Raw genomic sequence first — 17448 nt, 5'->3', positions numbered from 1 at the left:
GCGCATTCGCGGCACGTCGGCCCGATAATCTCTAAGGTTCTGGTAAGCATCATCTTAACCATTCGGTGACCTCTTTGCGTCTATCCCCGGGCGCGTGACGATCGGGAGACGACCGATAATTAAGGTCAAGGAATTCCTTGCACGAACGATATCCGGCGATGCGCTGGACGATCGCGTTCGCCGTAAGCTCGTCTCCTCTTTGTATACCCAGCCCTCCAGCCTCGCGATCGGGGCCCTGTGCGGTATCAGCGCGGCAATTACCGTGGCGGCGATGTCGGGCAATACGGCCATCATCATCGGCACCCTGCTGCTTACCGCCGTGGGCGTGTTTCGCGTCGCCGTCGCGGCCCGCTTCGGCCCGGACAGCGATCGGCGCGATGCCCGGCTGCTGGAACTGCTTTATGAAACGGGCGCCTTCAGCTTCGCTTTCCTGACGGGCGGCATCGCGGCGCTGACCATCTGGTTCGATCTCGATACGCCGCAGCAATTGCTGATGGTGAGCTACGCCATTGCCTATGGCGCGGGCACCTCCACCCGCAATGCCGGCCTGCCGATGATCGCGCTGGGGCAGATGATTCTCTCGCTCGCCCCGCTGATCATCGTGGCGGCGATCCGGGGGGAAGCGATCTATATCGTCTTTGCCGTTACCACCACGCTGCTGATTCCGGCCATGGCGGCGGTTACCTTCAACATGTTCAACGTGTTGCGGGAATCGGTCGCGGCAGCCGAAACCAGCCAGCGCATGGCCGACAAGATGCGCGATCTGGCCCGCACCGATGTCGTCACCGGCCTGTCCAACCGCGCCGGCCTCAATCACGAAATGGTCGAAAAGCTGATGACCATGCGGGACGACCAGAAGCTCGCTTTGTTCTGGCTCGATCTCGACAAGTTCAAGGAAGTGAACGACACGCTGGGCCATCCGGTGGGCGATCACGTCCTGTCCGAAGTGGCCCGCCGACTGCGCGAAACCTCGCCGGACGGGGCCACGGTGGCCCGCTTCGGCGGCGACGAGTTCATCGTCGTATGCGAAGTGGATGCGCGCTCGGAGAGTGAGCAACTGGCCAGCAATCTGCTGGACGAAATATCCCGCCCCTATCGCATCGATGGGGAAAGGCTGGAAATCGGCACATCCATGGGCATAGCCCTGATGCCGGATGACGGAACCGACCTCGATACGGTGATGCAGAGCGCGGACCTTGCGCTCTACCACGCCAAGGTCAACGGCCGGAACCAGACCAGCTTCTTCGATGCCTCGATGACCCGCGACCTGATGCGTCGCAAGGAAATCGAGGCTGAATTGCGTGCGGCGATCCAGCGCGACGAACTGTCGATCTTCTTCCAGCCGATCGTCGATCTCGAAACCGGCCGGATCAAGACCTTCGAGGCGCTGGTGCGCTGGTTCCACCCGGAAAAGGGCGAGCTGCGACCCGACGAATTCATCCCCGTGGCGGAAGAAACCGGCGTGATCATCACGCTGGGCAACTGGATCACCGCCCAGGCCGCCAAGGCCTGTGCGCAATGGCCGGAAGAAGTGACGATCGCGGTCAACCTCTCGCCAGTGCAGATCAAGGCCCCAGGCTCGGCACTTGGCATCCTCAATGCGCTGAAGGAAGCCAAGCTTGATCCCTCGCGCCTTGAACTGGAAGTGACCGAGAGCCTGTTCCTGGAGGATAACCACCACACCGCCCGCTTCATCGAGAAGCTGGCGGCCGAAGGTGTGCGTTTCGCGCTCGACGATTTCGGCACGGGCTATTCCTCGCTCGGCTACATCAACAAGTTCCCGTTCAAGAAGATCAAGGTGGACCGCAGCTTCGTTTCCGGGCCCAATGTCGGCCGCAAGAGCGATGCGATCATCCGCGCCGTGGCCGAACTCGGCTCGCGGCTGGAAATGGACATCGTGGCCGAAGGGCTGGAAACCATCGATCAGGTGCGCGCCGTGCGCGAGGCGGGCTGTACGCTGGGCCAGGGCTATTATTTCAGCCGCGCCGTGCCCGATTATCTGGCCGCCACCCTGCTGGCGCAGGAACGCGAGAAGGAACCGACCAGCTTCCGTCTGGTTGGCTGATAACGCCCCGCCGATCAGGTCGGCTGACGTGTGCCGCCAAACGGACGAAGTCATCGCCGCCAGTCTTTTTTCCATCGCTTCGCGGGTTCATCCTGCGGACATACGCAACCGCTATCAGGGCGACCGGACAGGCTTCTGCATACAGGGGCCATCACCGGTTTCGCACCGGCCTTTCGCGCGCAATTTGCAGAGCAATTGATATTGCGAACTGTTATCAAAAAATAAGCAGGATTGGCGGCTTTTGGCGGTTGCCAAAGCAAAACAGGCGGCCTAGGGCGGTCCAAACACTGGGGCGTTCGCCTTTCGCGGGATGCGGGGCGCGCGCCATTCGAAGAGCCACGCTCCCGCTCTTTCGCGAAAGGCAAGCATCGCATCATGGCCCGCAAGAAGATCGCCCTCATCGGCGCCGGTATGATCGGCGGCACTCTGGCCCACCTCGCCGCCAAGAAGGAAATGGGCGACATCGTCCTGTTCGATATTGCCGAGGGCATGCCCCAGGGCAAGGCGCTGGACCTGTCGCAGTGCGGCCCGGTCGAAGGGTTCGATGCGAAGATCACCGGCACCAATGATTATGCGGATATCGCTGGCGCGGATGTCATCATCGTGACTGCAGGCGTGCCGCGCAAGCCGGGCATGAGCCGTGACGATCTGCTGGGCATCAACCTGTCCGTGATGAAGGCCGTGGGCGAGGGCATCAAGGCCCATGCGCCCGACGCATTCGTGATCTGCATCACCAACCCGCTCGACGCGATGGTGTGGGCGCTGCGCGAATTCTCCGGCCTGCCCGCCAACAAGGTCGTCGGCATGGCCGGCGTGCTGGACAGCGCGCGCTTCGCCACTTTCCTCGCCTGGGAATTCGGCGTGTCGGTGAAGGATGTGAACGCCTTCGTGCTGGGCGGCCATGGCGACACCATGGTGCCGGTCACCAGCTACACCACCATTTCGGGCATCCCGGTGGATGACCTCGTGAAGATGGGTAAGTCCAGCAAGGAAGCGATCGACGCCATCGTGGCCCGCACCCGTTCGGGCGGCGGCGAAATCGTCGGCCTGCTGAAGACCGGCTCGGCCTATTACGCGCCCGCCACCTCGGCGATTGCCATGGCCGAAGCCTATCTGGGCGACCAGAAGCGCATCCTGCCCTGCGCCGTCTATGTCGATGGCAAGTATGGTCTGGACGGCCTCTATGTCGGCGTGCCCGCCGTGATCGGCGCGGATGGCGTGGAAGAAGTTGTCGAAATCGCGCTGGACGACACCGCCAAGGCCAATTTCCAGACCTCGGTGGACGCGGTCAAGGAACTGCTGGTCGCCTGCAAGGGCATCGACCCGAGCCTGGGCTGATGTTCGCTCGGACGGCACTAGGCTGTGCGCTGTTGGCAGCCCCATTGGCTGTCAGCGCGCAAGCAGTCACCTTTACCGTAAAGGACGGTCGTGCGCTGCTCGTTGGCGGTGAAACCGAGCTTGGCACTGCATTGAGTTCCACAAATCTCGATGCCACCAACCTCGTTGAAGCCTTCGACGAGTTGTGCCTCCCCGATCCGGGGGGCGCGGGATCGCGGGCCGGGGTTTCAACATTTGGCCTTTCGCCTTCCGAGACAATTCTTCCCGCTGCCGGTAAAACGGGTGAGGCACGAATTGAGCAATGGCGAAGCAAATCCGCCACCCTTACGGTTTGGACTGGCGACGAGGCGAACCTGAAGGGGCGCTCGATAGCCATGCCTAGTCGCGCAACAACGACAACTGGCTCCTATGGTCCGTTCAAGGCATTCGGCACTCAGTGCAACCTCGTTACCAAAGTGGCAGACTTCGCTGCGGCCAAAAGCGTAACCGAAGCATTGACCGCCCGCTACGGCGCTCCGGCCAAACTGGTAGTCAAAAACACGTTCGCTGACGGTTACTGGGTGGCTGGCAACATGCGCATTAACGTGAATGTGCCCACAATTCGCGCTGGCGCACAACCTCTCCATCTTTCAGCTCAAGCTCTTCCGGAGTAGTAAAAAAATGAGCATTCTCATCAACAAGAACACCAAGGTCATCACTCAGGGGATGACCGGTGCGACCGGCACGTTCCACACTGAACAGGCCGTGGCCTATGGCACGCAGATGGTCGCGGGCGTTACTCCCGGCAAGGGCGGCACCAGCCATATCGGCATCCCGGTCTATGACACGGTGGCCGAGGCGAAGCACGCCACCGGCGCGACCGCATCGGTGATCTATGTTCCGCCGCCGTTCGCCGCGGACTCGATCCTGGAAGCCATCGACGCCGAGATCGAGCTGATCGTGGCGATCACCGAAGGCATCCCCGTGCTCGACATGGTCAAGGTGAAGCGCGCCCTTTCCGGCAGCAAGAGCCGCCTGATCGGCCCGAACTGCCCCGGCGTTCTGACCCCCAATGAATGCAAGATCGGCATCATGCCGGGCTCCATCTTCAAGAAGGGTTCGGTCGGCGTCGTCAGCCGTTCGGGCACGCTCACTTACGAAGCCGTGCATCAGACCACCATGGCGGGCCTCGGCCAGACCACGGCAGTCGGCATCGGCGGCGACCCGGTGAACGGCACCAACTTCATCGACGTGCTGGAACTGTTCCTGGCCGATGACGAAACCCAGTCGATCATCATGATCGGCGAAATCGGCGGCAGCGCCGAGGAAGAAGCCGCCCAGTTCCTGAAGGACGAGGCGAAGAAGGGCCGCAAGAAGCCGATGGTCGGCTTTATCGCGGGCCGCACCGCCCCTCCGGGCCGCCGCATGGGCCATGCTGGCGCAATCGTGTCGGGCGGCCAGGGCGGCGCGGAAGACAAGATCGCCGCGATGGAAGAGGCCGGCATCCGCGTCTCCCCCTCGCCCAGCGAACTCGGCACCACGCTGGCCGCGCTGCTGAAGGAACTGGCGTAATCCCTCACCCCCGCTTCGGCGGGGGCACATTACGGTGAACCCCATGGGTAACGAACTGCACGATTTCCCGCTCCAATCCGGCTCCGAAGGGCCGCAACCCGGCCCCAGCTGGAAGAACCCCCGCTGGCCGTTGTCCGATGTGGCAAGCGAGGATGACCTGACCCAGGCGCTCGACCCCTTCGCGATGAAGGCGGCGGTGAAGCAGTCCGCCGAAAAGGTCGGGCTGAAGCTGGACGAGAGGGCGATCGAGCAGGCCGCCGCGGATTCCATCCGCGCCATGATGCTGGTGCGCACCTATCGCGTGCGCGGGCACCTTGCCGCCGATCTCGATCCGCTAGGCCTGCACCAACGCGAACTGCCTGCGGACCTTACGCCCGAATATCACGGCTTTTCCGCCGATGCGCTGGACCGGCAGGTCTTCATGGGCGGCAATCTGGGCCGCGAATGGGCCACCGTGCGCGAAGTGGTGGAGATCCTGCGCGCCAATTATTGCGGCAAGGTGGGCCTGGAATACATGCACATCACCGATCTGGAGGAGCGCCGCTTCCTCCAGTCGCGCATGGAAGGGTCCGGCAAGGAAATCGAATTCACCGACATCGGCAAGAAGGCGATCCTGGCGGCCGTGATCCGCGGCGAGGAATATGAGAAGTTCCTCGGCAAGAAATATGTCGGCACCAAGCGTTTCGGCCTGGATGGCGGCGAAAGCATGATCCCCGCGCTGGAAGCGGTGATCAAATATGGCGGCGCCATGGGCGTGCGCGAGATCGTCTATGGCATGGCCCATCGCGGCCGCCTGAACGTGCTCGCCAATGTGATGGCCAAGCCCTATCGCGTGATCTTCCACGAATTTTCCGGCGGCAGCGCCAACCCTGACGATGTCGGCGGTTCGGGCGACGTGAAATATCACCTCGGCACCAGCACCGACCGCGAGTTTGACGGGATAAAGGTTCACATGAGCCTGGTGCCCAACCCCAGCCATCTCGAAACGGTGGACCCGGTGGTGCTGGGCAAGGTCCGCGCGCAGCAGGCCTTCCGCGAGGATCTGGACAAGCACGAGCAGGTGCTGCCCGTGCTGATCCATGGCGACGCGGCCTTTGCCGGTCAGGGCATCGTGTGGGAATGCTTCGGCCTTTCGGGCGTGCGCGGCTACGATACGGGCGGTTGCATCCACTTCGTGATCAACAACCAGATCGGCTTCACCACCAGCCCCAAGTTCGCGCGCAATTCGCCCTACCCGTCTGACGTGGCCAAGGGCGTGCAGGCCCCGATCCTGCATGTGAATGGCGACGATCCGGAAGCGGTGACTTTCGCCTGCAAGCTGGCGGTGGAATATCGCCAGACCTTCAAGCGCGACATCGTGATCGACATGTGGTGTTATCGTCGCTTCGGCCACAATGAGGGTGACGAGCCCAGCTTCACGCAGCCGCTGATGTACGCCAAGATCCGCCAGCATCCGCGCGTGAGCGAAATCTACGCCCAGCGCCTGATCGAACAGGGCGTGATCGACAAGAACTGGGCCGGCGAGACCGCATCCCACTTCATCGCGGTGCTGGATCAGGAATTCGATGCCGGCAAGGGCTACAAGCCCAATGAGGCAGACTGGTTCGGCGGCCGCTGGAGCGGGCTGAACCGGCCTGCGGATCCGGAAACCGCGCGCCGCAATATCAACACCGCGATCGAACCCAAGCTGTTCGAAAGCCTCGGCCGCACGCTCACCACGGTTCCGCAGGATCTGGAGATTCACAAGACTCTGTCCCGCGTGATCGACGCCAAGCGCGAGATGTTCGAAAGCGGCAAGGGCTTCGACTGGTCGACGGCGGAAGCCCTCGCCTTCGGCAGCCTGATCATGGAAGGCTTCGGCGTCCGCCTGTCTGGCCAGGATTCCAGCCGCGGCACCTTCAGCCAGCGCCATGCGACCTGGATCGACCAGCGCGACGAGCGGAAATATATCCCGCTTTGCGAGCTGCCGCACGGCAAGTTCGAGGTCTATGACAGCCCGCTGTCCGAATATGGCGTGTTGGGCTTCGAATATGGCTTCGCGAGTGCCGATCCGAAAACGCTGGTTCTGTGGGAAGCGCAGTTCGGCGATTTCGCCAATGGCGCGCAGATCGTGATCGACCAGTATATTGCCGCATCGGAAGCCAAGTGGCTGCGTGCCAACGGCCTGGTGATGCTGCTGCCCCATGGCTATGAAGGCCAGGGCCCGGAACACAGCTCGGCGCGTCTCGAACGCTTCCTGCAGCTTTGCGCCGGCGACAATCTGCAGGTGTGCAACATCACCGTACCGGCGAACTACTTCCACGTACTGCGCCGGCAGATGCTGCGTCCGTTCCGCAAGCCGCTGATCATCATGTCGCCCAAGTCGCTACTGCGCCATCCGATGGCCAAGTCGCAGGCGGGCGAATTCACCGGCGAAGGCCATTTCATGCGGATCGTCTCCGACACGAAGGCGATCGAGGACAAGAAGGTTCGCCGCCTCGTGCTCTGTTCGGGCAAGGTCGCTTACGACCTGATCGAAACGCGCGACAAGGAAGGGCTGGAAGATGTCTCGATCGTCCGCATCGAACAGCTCTATCCCTTCCCCGGGGAGCCGCTGGCGGCCCGCCTGTCGCGGATGAGCAATCTGGAGGAAGTGGTTTGGTGCCAGGAAGAGCCGCGCAACAATGGCGCGTGGTTCTTCGTGGAAAGCCAGATCGAAGCGGCACTGGGCTCGGCAGGCAAGCAGGGCATGCGCGCCTGCTATGCGGGCCGCGATCCGGCAGCCTCGCCCGCCACGGGCCTCGCCTCCAAGCACAAGGAACAGCAGGAGGCGCTGGTCGCCGCCGCGCTGGGCCTCGACCATTCCGCCCCCGCCGCCGCCAAGGCGAAGGGCAAGTAAGTCTGACCCCCACAGGGAAGAACGACCATGACCATCGAAGTCAAAGTCCCCGCGCTCGGCGAATCCGTTACCGAAGCCACTGTCGGCGAATGGCTGAAGAAGCCCGGCGAGGCCGTGAAGGCCGATGAGCCCATCGCCAGCCTCGAGACCGACAAGGTCGCCGTGGAAGTGCCCAGCCCGGTCGCGGGCGTGATGGGTGAATACAAGGTCGCCCTGGGCGATACGGTGGAAGTCGGCGCGGTGCTCGCGCTGGTGGAAGATGGCGCCACTGCCACCGCCGCTCCCGCCGCCCAGTCTGCCCCGGCTCCCGCCCCCGCCCCGGCGATCCCTTCCGCCGCTGCGCCCGAGCCGGTGGAGGCCGACGGCCTGACCCTGTCTCCCGCCGTGCGCCGCGCGGTTCTGGAACACGGCATCGATCCTTCCACCGTCAAGGGCACCGGCAAGGATGGCCGCCTGACTAAGGAAGATGTGCTGGCCGCCGCCAAGGCCAAGGGGGCCGCCCCGGCAGCCGCAGACAGCAGCCCCGCCCCTGCCCCGGCAGCCGCCGCCACGGGTGAGCGCCGCGTCGAGCGCGTGAAGATGACGCGCCTGCGCCAGACCATCGCCAGGCGCCTGAAGAGCGCGCAGGAAAATGCCGCTCTGCTCACCACCTTCAACGATGTCGATATGTCGGCGGTGATCGAGGCGCGGGCGAAGTACAAGGACGTGTTCGAGAAGAAGCACGGCGTCCGACTGGGCTTCATGAGCTTCTTCGCCAAGGCCGCCGTGCTGGCGCTGAAGGACGTTCCCGCCGTCAATGCCCAGATCGAGGGTGACGAGATCCTTTATCACGATTTCGTCGACATCTCCGTGGCGGTTTCCGCTCCGGGCGGCCTCGTCGTGCCCGTGGTCCGCGATTGCGACAAATTGAGCTTCGCGCAGATCGAGCAGGCCATCGCCAATTACGGCAAGAAGGCCAAGGACGGCACGCTGACCATGGCCGACATGCAGGGCGGCACCTTCACCATCTCCAATGGCGGTGTGTTCGGCAGCCTGATGTCCACCCCGATCATCAACCCGCCGCAGAGCGCCGTGCTGGGCCTGCACCGGATCGATGAGCGCCCGGTGGTGGTGAATGGCGAGATCGTGATCCGCCCGATGATGTATATCGCCCTGTCCTATGACCATCGCCTGATCGATGGCCGCGAGGCGGTGACCGCGCTGAAGATCATCAAGGAAGCGATCGAAGACCCGACGCGTCTGCTGATCGATCTGTAATGGCGAATATTGCGCGTCCCCTTCGACAAGCTCAGGGTGAGCGGGCATTGGTTTGAGTAGAGAATTCCGTTCGTCCTGAGCCTGTCGAAGGACGCGCACCACGGAGGCCCAAATGGCTGACCAGTCTTACGATTACGATGTCCTCATCATCGGTGCCGGTCCCGGCGGCTATGTCGCGGCGATCCGTGCGGCGCAGCTGGGCCTGAAGACGGCCTGCGCCGAAAGCCGTGAGACTTTGGGCGGCACCTGCCTCAATGTCGGCTGCATTCCTTCCAAGGCGCTGCTGCACGGTTCGGAACTGTTCGAGGAAGCGGCGCATGGCACGCTCGCCAAGTTCGGTGTGAAGATCGACAAGGTCGAACTCGATCTGGCCACTCTGCTGGGCGAGAAGGACGCGGCGGTTAAGGGCCTGACCGGCGGCATCGAATATCTGTTCAAGAAGAACAAGGTTGATTGGCTGAAGGGCCACGCCCGCTTCACGGATGCGCATACGGTGGAAGTTGCCGGACAGACCGTGACCGCGAAGAATATCGTGATCGCCACAGGTTCTTCCGTCACCCCGCTGCCCAATGTCGAAGTCGACAATGACAAGGGCGTGATCGTCGATTCCACCGGCGCGCTGGCCCTGCCCAAGGTGCCGGAGCATCTGGTGGTGATCGGCGGCGGCGTGATCGGGCTGGAACTGGGTTCGGTCTGGCGCCGCCTGGGGGCCAAGGTCACTGTCGTGGAATTCCTCGACCAGATCCTGCCCGGCATGGACGGCGAAGTGCGCAAGGAAGCGCAGAAGCTGTTCGCCAAGCAAGGTATCGAATTCAAGCTGGGCACCAAGGTCACCGGCGCTACCGTCAAGGGCAAGAAGGCCACGCTGACGCTGGAGCCTGCTGCTGGCGGCACGGCAGAAACGCTGGAAGCCGATTGCGTGCTGGTGGCCATCGGCCGTAAGCCCAATACGGACGGGCTGAATCTCCAAGCCATCGGGCTGGAACTGAACAGGCGTGGCCAGATCGAAACCGATCACAGCTTCCGCACCGCCGTGGATGGCGTCTGGGCCGTCGGCGACGTGATCCCGGGGCCCATGCTGGCTCACAAGGCCGAGGATGAAGGCATTGCCGTGGCGGAATTCATCGCCGGGCAGATCGGCATCGTGAACCACGATGTGATCCCCAGCGTAGTTTACACCATGCCGGAAATCGCGGGCGTTGGCCTGACCGAGGAAGCCGCGAAGGAACGCGGTGAGGTCAAGGTCGGCAAGTTCCCGATGGTCGCCAACAGCCGCGCCAAGACCAATCGCGATACGGACGGCTTCGTGAAGGTCATCGCCGATGCCAAGACCGACCGGGTGCTGGGCGTGTGGATCGTGGCCAGCGTGGCCGGCACCATGATTGCCGAAGCCGCCCTCGCCATGGAATTCGGCGCGCTGAGCGAAGATATCGCCTATACCTGCCACGCGCATCCGACCCATTCGGAAGCGCTGAAGGAAGCGGCGATGGCGGTGATGGGCAAGCCTATCCATATCTAGGCTGCCCGGCTATCCTTCCCTCATGAAGAACCTTCTTGCCTGGCCGCTCGGCCTTTCGCTTGCCTGTGGTCTGTCCGCCCCTGCCTGGGCGGGCAGCGCGGATGTTCCCGCCGCGCGGCCCCAGCTCGAAGCGATTCTGGATCAGAACTATCCGGCGCTGGAGGCGCTCTATCGGGATGTGCATCAGCATCCCGAACTGAGCATGCAGGAAACCCGCACTGCCGCCCTGCTGGCCGCCAAGCTGCGCTCCGCAGGCTTTACGGTGACGGAAAAGGTCGGCGGAACCGGCGTGGTGGGCATATTGCGCAATGGCGATGGCCCGACGATCCTTGTCCGCACGGAAATGGACGCCCTCCCGATGGAGGAGAAGACCGGCCTGCCCTTCGCAAGCCGCGCCCGCCAGCAGCGTGACGGGGTGGAGAGCTTCGTCGCGCACAGTTGCGGGCATGACATCCATATGGCGTGGTGGAGCGGCGCGGCGCTGGCGCTCAGCCAGATGAAGGACAAGTGGCAGGGCACGCTCATGTTCATCGCCCAGCCCGCCGAGGAAAGCCTGGGCGGCGCGCGCGCCATGCTGGACGACGATCTGTTCGCCCGCTTCGGCAAGCCCGATTTCGGCTTCGCGGCCCATGTCAGCAATCTGCCCGCAGGCACGGTCAATATCCGGCCTGGCGCGGCGGGTGCGGCTTCGGACAGCTACGAGATCACATTCCACGGGCGCGGCGGACACGGCTCCATGCCCAGCGCCACGATCGACCCGATCACCATGGCCGCCCATTTCGTGACCGATGCGCAAACCGTGATCAGTCGCGAAAAAGACGCGGCGGCCTTCGGCGTGCTGACAGTCGGCGCGTTCCAGGCGGGCACCGTGGCCAATATCATCCCCGACAGCGCGCTGCTGAAGGTCAATCTGCGCTCCAACAGCGCGGATGTGCGCGCCATCCTGCAGGATGGCGTGGTGCGCACGGCCAAGGCCAGCGCGATGATGGCCCGCGCGCCGGAGCCGACCATCAATTATGTCGGCGGCACGGCGGCGCTCATCAACGATGCCAGCATGGCCGAACAGGCACAGAAGCTGCTCCAGCCTCTCTATGGGGATGCGATCCACTTCGTCCCCCGCGACGCTCCGCCCGTTTCCGCGAGCGAGGATTATTCCGAATTCGTATCGGCTGGCGTTCCTTCGCTCTTCTTCGCCATTGGCGGCTATTCGCCGGAAGCCATTGCCGAAGCGAAGGCGAAGGGAGAGCCCCTGCCCGTCAACCATTCGCCCTTCTTCGCCCCCACACCCGATCCCACCATCAAGGCTGGCGTGCGCGCGTTGGTGATGTCGATCATCGGGGGCGTCCATCCTGAAAGCGGATCGTCCCCCAAATGAGCCTGCGCCCGTTCCACCTCGCCTTTCCCGTGCACGATCTTGCGGAAGCTCGCGCCTTCTGGGGCGGAGTAATGGGTTGTCCGGAAGGGCGCAGCAGCGATCAATGGATCGACTTCGACTTCTACGGCCACCAGATCGTCACTCACCTCGTGCCCGGCACGCGGGAAGCCAATGCGACCAATCCGGTGGATGGCCATAATGTGCCGGTCCCCCATTTCGGCATCGTGCTGACGCTGGAAGACTGGCAGGAACTGGCTGATCGGTTGCAAGCGGCGGGCACGCAATTCGCGGTGGAACCGCATATCCGCTTCAAGGGCCAGCCCGGCGAGCAGGCGACGATGTTCTTCCGCGATCCGTCGGGCAATGCCATCGAAATGAAGGCCTTTGCCGATCTGAAGCAATTGTTCGCCACGCAGTAAAGCTGCGCTAAGGCTGCTTCGGTCGCCGGAAGCGGCGAGGAGAAGCAAATGGCACGAAAATCCACCATGCAGCGTTTTGCGCGCTGGCATATCTGGCTGGGCTGGCTGGCCGGCTTCCCCATTCTGATGTGGACCGTCACCGGCCTGTTCATGGCAGCCCGCCCCCTCGACGCAGTGCGCGGAGAAGATCTGCTAAAGCCTGTCCCCCCGGTCGAAACGGCAGGCCTTGCCGTGCCGCAGGGACTGGGCCCGGTGAAGGATATGGCGCTGGCAGCCCAGACGGATGGCCCTGTGTGGATCGTTACGCTGAAGGATGGCGGGCGCTATCGCTATTCCACGCGCGATGGCAGCGTGATCGCCCCTGTGACGAAGGATGAGGCCAAAGCCATCGCTCTAGCCGCCTATGCGGGCAAGGCCGGTCTGGAGCGGGTAACCTATTTCCCGGCAGACAGCGCCCCCGGAGACTTGCGGCGCCCGGTGGATAGCTGGCAGGCCCATTTCGCGGACGGCAGCAATCTCTACATCGCCGATACGACCGGCGAAGTACTGGCGATGCGTACCAGCTTCTGGCGTGCTTATGATTTCATGTGGGGCCTGCATATCATGGACCTCAAAACGCGAGAGAATGCCCACCACGCGATCCTGGTGATCTTCGCGAGCATATCTGTCATCGGCGCGCTGCTCGGCTGCGTACTGATGTTCCGCCGCCGCAAGGCCCGGGTGAAAACGACATGACCAGCACCACAATCGCCACCCTCACCCTTCCCCCCGCGCTCGATCTGGCGGGCGTCGCCGTCTTCGCCCTGAGCGGGGCACTGCAGGCCGCGCGCATGCGGCAGACCATCGTGACCATGGGCTTTTTCGCGCTGGTCACCGGCGTGGGCGGCGGATCGGTGCGTGACGTGTTGCTGGGCGTGCCTGCCTTCTGGCTCCACGATCCATGGATCGCGCCGGCCATTCTTGCCATGGCCCTGCTAGCCTGGTTCACCCCGCATCGCTGGTGGGACGGGCAGTTGCTCGAATGGCTGGATGCAGCGGGCCTCGCCGTCTTCTCCGTGCTCGGCACGGCAAAGGCGCTCTCACTGGGCGCAGCGCCTGTACCTGCGGCCATCTTGGGGATCGTGACAGGCTGCGTAGGCGGCATTATCCGCGATGTTCTGGCAGGCGTGCCTTCCATCGTCATGCGGCCGGAAATCTATGTGACGGCCGCAGCGCTTTCCGCGGCCCTGTGCGCGGCGGGCATGGCGCTGAACATCAATCCGCCGCTCGTATGGGGCGTGGCCGGGCTGGCAGGCTTTCTTCTGCGCGGCGCGGCCCTGCGCTGGGGGCTTAACCTGCCCGCCTATTCACGCAGCGGCAATCAGCCGCCAGAACCTTCGTAATAGGGCCTCTCGTCCGCCGACCCGACATAATCGCCCGGATAGCCTGCCTGCGCGCGGGCGCGGGCATAGGTGTCGTCATTCCACTGATTGTCCTGCGCCGGATAGGCGGAGCCGTTCAGCGATGCATCGCCAAGATCGACATTGCGGATGCGTCCGTCATTATCGATCCAGCAATCGAACCCGCCTCCTCTCTCCAACTGCCCGGAAATGCGCCAGCCATCGGGCGTGCGGGCGGCATTGTCCACATTGGCCACGCGTTCATTGCCGCGCTCGACCTGATCCGTGCACATGCTCACCGCATTGTCGATACCCCCACCCGAATAGGCACCATAGGAACCGCCCTGGCCGCGATAGGCGCCGGGCTCCCGGTAATCCTCCGGCCGGTCGTCCGGATAGGGATATGAGGGCTCGCCATAGCGGTAGCCATCGTCCGTCCTGTTATCGGACTTACTCGCCGCGCTGGCGATGGCGGCGATGCCGCCGATGATCAGGACGCCGGCCAGAACATCGCCTGCGTCGATCCCTCCACGATCATGGCGGTGATGATAGCGCCCATGTCCACCCCAGCTCTCGGCTGCGGCGGGCGTGGCGGCCATGGAAAACGCAGCGACCACGGTGGCGCTGCCGGCGAGAAAACGGAAGAATGAACGGGCCATGGAAAGGCTCCTGAAACAGGCCCGGCGATCGCGGACCCTAGGATCAGCTAGGCGGTTCAGGCTTAGCTGCCCCTGAACCGCCTTCGCTTCGATAGGCTATGGGATGCGGGGATTACAGGCCGCGAATGCCGCTGTAATCGATGTCCACCACCCGGCCATAGCTTACCCGGCAGGTGAACTTGCCCGAATCATAGCCATAGAGGCGATCGTTCCACCCGCGATAGTCACCGCCCCAACCATTGCCATAGCGACGGTCGCCACGGCGCCAGTCATGGTCGCGGGTGTTCACCGCGATGCGGCCCTTGATGCGATAGCCATCGCGCGTGCGGGAAATGTCCCGAATATCGGTTACATCGGCCCGGCCACCGCGCGAATAGCGGCTCGCCGTGCGCTCTGCGGCATTGACGCATTGTTCCACCGCGCTCCGCGGGTTGCCCCGGCGATCGCCATAATAGCGATCATCATAGCCGCGCCGGTCGCGATCGTCATAACGGCGATCATAGCGATCCCGGTCATTGTCGGAGGCAGCGGCCGCAATTGCGGCAATGCCACCGATGATCAGCGCACCGGCAATCACATCGCCCGCGTCGATCCGGTCATCATGGCCGTTGCGGGCATAGGCGGGGGAAACCGAAGCCATCGCCACCGCGCCTGCCGCGACGGTTCCGACCAGGCCCTTGGTAATGGTCTTCATGATTAGCGTCCTCTTCAATCTGCGGGCGGAAATGCCCGGCCATGGAGGAGGATCTAGCGATTCGGGAGTGATGGGAGGCTGAATTGGCCTGACAGCGATTGTTCATAATTCGATGTTGTTTTATGAACAGACGGACACAGCGCCCCCTGTGTCCTGCGCAAAGAAAAACCCGCCAGGATCGCTCCCGGCGGGTTTCCAAATTCAGCGTGAGAGCTGGGATCAGGCTTCGGCCATATCCAGTTCTTCGTTCATCACCGGGCCGCTATCCTTACCCTTGGCTTCCACATCACGGTCCACCAGTTCGATGATCGCGATCGGGGCAGCGTCAGAGGCGCGGATGCCGGCCTTGATGATGCGGGTGTAACCGCCATTGCGGCCGGCAAAGCGAGCGGCCAGCACTTCGAACAGCTTCTTTTCCTGCACTTCGTCCAGGATGCGGGCGTGAGCCAGACGGCGGTTCGAAAGGCCGCCATGCTTGGCCAGCGTGATCAGCTTTTCCACATAGGGGCGCAGTTCCTTGGCCTTGGCCGTGGTGGTCTGGATCTGCTCGTGCTTGATCAGCGCAGCAGCCATGTTGCGCATGAGGGCGGCGCGATGGCCGGACTTGCGCTGCAGCTTGCGGCCGGAAAGTTTATGACGCATTTTACTATCCTTCGTTCGTAAGGGGCCCGTGTGAGGTAGCCCGGTACTGGCGGCAATTAAGGGTCGCCGCCGTCACCCGAAAGTTGTCAGCCCAGCAGTTCCTGCTCGAGCTTCTTGGCCATTTCCTCGATATTCTCGGGCGGCCAGCCAGGGATGTCCATGCCCAGGCGCAGGCCCATGGAGCTGAGGACTTCCTTGATCTCGTTGAGCGACTTGCGGCCGAAATTCGGCGTGCGCAGCATCTCGGCTTCGGTCTTCTGGACCAGATCGCCGATGTAGATGATATTGTCGTTCTTGAGGCAGTTGGCCGAACGCACCGAAAGCTCCAGCTCGTCCACCTTCTTGAGGAGGTAACGGTTGAGCTGGTTGGCGTCCGATTCTTCCGGCTGAGCGGCAATGCCGATCATCGGGCTGGAAGGCTGCGGAATGCCGTCTTCGAAGTGGACGAACAGGGTCAGCTGGTCCTGCAGGATGCGCGCGGCATAGGCCACAGCGTCTTCAGGGGTAACCGTGCCGTCGGTTTCGACGTTCAGGCTCAGCTTGTCGTAGTCCAGTTCCTGGCCGACGCGAGCGTTCTCGACCTTGTAGCTGACCTGTTTGATCGGCGAATAGAGCGAATCCACCGGGATCAGGCCGATCGGCGCATCAACGGGGCGGTTGGACACAGCCGGGACATAGCCCTTGCCGGTATCCGCCGTGAGTTCCATGTTCAGCGTGGCGCCTTCATCGAGATGGCAGATCACGAGATCCTTGTTCATCACCTCGATATCGCCGGTAACGGCAATGTCGCCCGCCTTCACCTGGGCCGGGCCGGTCGCCGAAAGCTGCAGCCGCTTCGGGCCTTCGCCTTCCATCTTGAGCGCGATCTGCTTCACGTTCAGGACGATGTCGGTCACATCCTCGCGCACGCCGGCGAGCGACGAGAATTCATGCAGCACGTTCTCGATCTTGATCGAGGTGATCGCAGCGCCCTGCAGCGAGGAAAGCAGCACGCGGCGCAGGGCGTTGCCCAGCGTCAGGCCGAAACCGCGCTCGAGCGGCTCAGCAATGAAGGTCGCCTTGCGGCGCCCGTCGCCACCGGCCTTCACTTCGAGGCTGTTGGGCTTCTTGAGTTCCTGCCAGTTCTTCATGTTGACGGACATGGACTTCCCCTAGAGGTTTTATTTGCTGGATCGGCCGTCGACGCGATGAGCGCCGCGGCCGATCCGAATTACTGTGCGGCCCCGAAGGGTCGCGGGCAGGTTCAAATCAGACGCGGCGACGCTTGGACGGCCGCACGCCATTGTGCGGGATCGGCGTCACGTCGCGGATCGAGGTGATGGTGAAACCCACCGCCTGCAGGGCGCGCAGGGCGCTCTCACGGCCCGAACCCGGGCCCTTTACTTCGACTTCCAGGGTGCGCACGCCGTGCTCGGCGGCCTTCTTGCCGGCATCGTCAGCGGCGACCTGCGCAGCATACGGGGTCGACTTGCGGCTGCCCTTGAAGCCCATCATGCCTGCCGAGGACCAGCTGATCGCATTGCCCTGAGCATCGGTGATGGTGATCATGGTGTTATTGAAGCTGGCGTTCACATGCGCGACGCCGCTGCTGATGTTCTTACGCTCGCGGCGCTTAATGCGCTGGGGTTCGCGTGCCATGGTTCGTATCCTGTCCTGAAAATGAGAAGGAAGC

16 protein-coding genes are annotated in these 17448 nt (G+C 63.2%); 11 read left to right on the top strand and 5 right to left on the bottom strand.

All coding sequences use genetic code 11. The annotated features are described in order from the left end of the window. Positions 1-199 precede the first annotated feature (199 nt). The 11 genes from H0274_RS02745 (at position 200) to H0274_RS02695 (ending at position 13784) form a co-directional block, all read left to right on the top strand. Entirely contained in the window at positions 200-2065 is a 1866-nt protein-coding gene (locus tag H0274_RS02745; RefSeq protein WP_226792813.1) for a putative bifunctional diguanylate cyclase/phosphodiesterase, read from the top strand. A 375-nt stretch (positions 2066-2440) separates the two neighbouring features. Beyond that, positions 2441-3403, top strand: coding sequence for a malate dehydrogenase (gene mdh / locus H0274_RS02740; protein WP_226792812.1), 963 nt, complete (start codon positions 2441-2443; stop codon positions 3401-3403). Further along, complete coding sequence (locus H0274_RS02735; RefSeq protein ID WP_226792811.1) at positions 3403-4056, top strand: hypothetical protein; 654 nt, start codon at positions 3403-3405, stop codon at positions 4054-4056. Before mdh ends, H0274_RS02735 begins: the two co-directional genes overlap by 1 nt. A gap of 7 nt (positions 4057-4063) precedes the next feature. Further along, entirely contained in the window at positions 4064-4954 is an 891-nt protein-coding gene (sucD, locus tag H0274_RS02730; protein WP_226792810.1) for a succinate--CoA ligase subunit alpha, read from the top strand. Positions 4955-4997: 43 nt separating this feature from the next. Further along, on the top strand, positions 4998-7832 hold the full coding sequence (locus H0274_RS02725; RefSeq protein WP_226792809.1) for a 2-oxoglutarate dehydrogenase E1 component: 2835 nt from the start codon (positions 4998-5000) through the stop codon (positions 7830-7832). A 27-nt stretch (positions 7833-7859) separates the two neighbouring features. Next, positions 7860-9089: a 2-oxoglutarate dehydrogenase complex dihydrolipoyllysine-residue succinyltransferase gene (gene odhB / locus H0274_RS02720; RefSeq protein WP_226792808.1), complete on the top strand. Its 1230-nt coding sequence runs from the start codon at positions 7860-7862 to the stop codon at positions 9087-9089. Between the two features lie 112 nt (positions 9090-9201). Further along, positions 9202-10608 (top strand): dihydrolipoyl dehydrogenase, encoded by a 1407-nt coding sequence (gene lpdA / locus H0274_RS02715; protein WP_226792807.1) that lies wholly within the window; start codon positions 9202-9204, stop codon positions 10606-10608. Between the two features lie 22 nt (positions 10609-10630). Then, positions 10631-11983, top strand: a complete 1353-nt coding sequence (locus H0274_RS02710) for an amidohydrolase (protein ID WP_226792806.1) — start codon at positions 10631-10633, stop codon at positions 11981-11983. Beyond that, a complete protein-coding gene (locus tag H0274_RS02705; protein WP_226792805.1) occupies positions 11980-12402 on the top strand; it encodes a VOC family protein in 423 nt (140 codons plus the stop codon). Before H0274_RS02710 ends, H0274_RS02705 begins: the two co-directional genes overlap by 4 nt. Positions 12403-12450: 48 nt before the next feature. Further along, positions 12451-13137: a PepSY domain-containing protein gene (locus H0274_RS02700; RefSeq protein WP_226792804.1), complete on the top strand. Its 687-nt coding sequence runs from the start codon at positions 12451-12453 to the stop codon at positions 13135-13137. Continuing rightward, the gene (locus H0274_RS02695; RefSeq protein ID WP_226792803.1) at positions 13134-13784 is read left to right on the top strand and encodes a trimeric intracellular cation channel family protein; all 651 of its coding nucleotides are present in this window, start codon (positions 13134-13136) and stop codon (positions 13782-13784) included. The genes H0274_RS02700 and H0274_RS02695 overlap by 4 nt, the downstream gene beginning before the upstream one ends. On the opposite strand, the gene H0274_RS02690 is transcribed toward H0274_RS02695, so the two are convergent. From H0274_RS02690 to rpsK, 5 genes are all read right to left on the bottom strand, one after another. Then, positions 13763-14440: a hypothetical protein gene (locus H0274_RS02690; RefSeq protein WP_226792802.1), complete on the bottom strand. Its 678-nt coding sequence runs from the start codon at positions 14438-14440 to the stop codon at positions 13763-13765. The genes H0274_RS02695 and H0274_RS02690 overlap by 22 nt on opposite strands. Positions 14441-14552: 112 nt before the next feature. Beyond that, positions 14553-15134, bottom strand: coding sequence for a hypothetical protein (locus H0274_RS02685; RefSeq protein ID WP_226792801.1), 582 nt, complete (start codon positions 15132-15134; stop codon positions 14553-14555). Between the two features lie 219 nt (positions 15135-15353). Beyond that, complete coding sequence (gene rplQ, locus H0274_RS02680) at positions 15354-15776, bottom strand: 50S ribosomal protein L17 (protein ID WP_226792800.1); 423 nt, start codon at positions 15774-15776, stop codon at positions 15354-15356. Between the two features lie 86 nt (positions 15777-15862). Further along, the gene (locus H0274_RS02675) at positions 15863-16918 is read right to left on the bottom strand and encodes a DNA-directed RNA polymerase subunit alpha (protein ID WP_226792799.1); all 1056 of its coding nucleotides are present in this window, start codon (positions 16916-16918) and stop codon (positions 15863-15865) included. A gap of 106 nt (positions 16919-17024) precedes the next feature. Then, the gene (gene rpsK / locus H0274_RS02670) at positions 17025-17414 is read right to left on the bottom strand and encodes a 30S ribosomal protein S11 (RefSeq protein ID WP_057884041.1); all 390 of its coding nucleotides are present in this window, start codon (positions 17412-17414) and stop codon (positions 17025-17027) included. Positions 17415-17448 lie beyond the last annotated feature (34 nt).

It is taken from the genome of Fulverythrobacter ferritrahens, from assembly GCF_020539485.1.
Taxonomy (GTDB): Bacteria; Pseudomonadota; Alphaproteobacteria; order Sphingomonadales; family Sphingomonadaceae; genus Andeanibacterium; species Andeanibacterium ferritrahens.
This window is presented reverse-complemented; position numbering and strand designations above follow the sequence as displayed.

Excerpts from the sequence above, each read along its gene's own strand:
- mdh (WP_226792812.1), top strand. The coding sequence starts at position 2,441 with ATGGCCCGCAAGAAGATCGCCCTCATCGGCGCCGGTATGATCGGCGGC.
- H0274_RS02735 (WP_226792811.1), top strand. The coding sequence starts at position 3,403 with ATGTTCGCTCGGACGGCACTAGGCTGTGCGCTGTTGGCAGCCCCATTG.
- sucD (WP_226792810.1), top strand. The coding sequence starts at position 4,064 with ATGAGCATTCTCATCAACAAGAACACCAAGGTCATCACTCAGGGGATG.
- H0274_RS02725 (WP_226792809.1), top strand. The coding sequence starts at position 4,998 with ATGGGTAACGAACTGCACGATTTCCCGCTCCAATCCGGCTCCGAAGGG.
- odhB (WP_226792808.1), top strand. The coding sequence starts at position 7,860 with ATGACCATCGAAGTCAAAGTCCCCGCGCTCGGCGAATCCGTTACCGAA.
- lpdA (WP_226792807.1), top strand. The coding sequence starts at position 9,202 with ATGGCTGACCAGTCTTACGATTACGATGTCCTCATCATCGGTGCCGGT.
- H0274_RS02710 (WP_226792806.1), top strand. The coding sequence starts at position 10,631 with ATGAAGAACCTTCTTGCCTGGCCGCTCGGCCTTTCGCTTGCCTGTGGT.
- H0274_RS02705 (WP_226792805.1), top strand. The coding sequence starts at position 11,980 with ATGAGCCTGCGCCCGTTCCACCTCGCCTTTCCCGTGCACGATCTTGCG.
- H0274_RS02700 (WP_226792804.1), top strand. The coding sequence starts at position 12,451 with ATGGCACGAAAATCCACCATGCAGCGTTTTGCGCGCTGGCATATCTGG.
- H0274_RS02695 (WP_226792803.1), top strand. The coding sequence starts at position 13,134 with ATGACCAGCACCACAATCGCCACCCTCACCCTTCCCCCCGCGCTCGAT.
- H0274_RS02690 (WP_226792802.1), bottom strand. The coding sequence starts at position 14,440 with ATGGCCCGTTCATTCTTCCGTTTTCTCGCCGGCAGCGCCACCGTGGTC.
- H0274_RS02685 (WP_226792801.1), bottom strand. The coding sequence starts at position 15,134 with ATGAAGACCATTACCAAGGGCCTGGTCGGAACCGTCGCGGCAGGCGCG.
- rplQ (WP_226792800.1), bottom strand. The coding sequence starts at position 15,776 with ATGCGTCATAAACTTTCCGGCCGCAAGCTGCAGCGCAAGTCCGGCCAT.
- H0274_RS02675 (WP_226792799.1), bottom strand. The coding sequence starts at position 16,918 with ATGTCCGTCAACATGAAGAACTGGCAGGAACTCAAGAAGCCCAACAGC.
- rpsK (WP_057884041.1), bottom strand. The coding sequence starts at position 17,414 with ATGGCACGCGAACCCCAGCGCATTAAGCGCCGCGAGCGTAAGAACATC.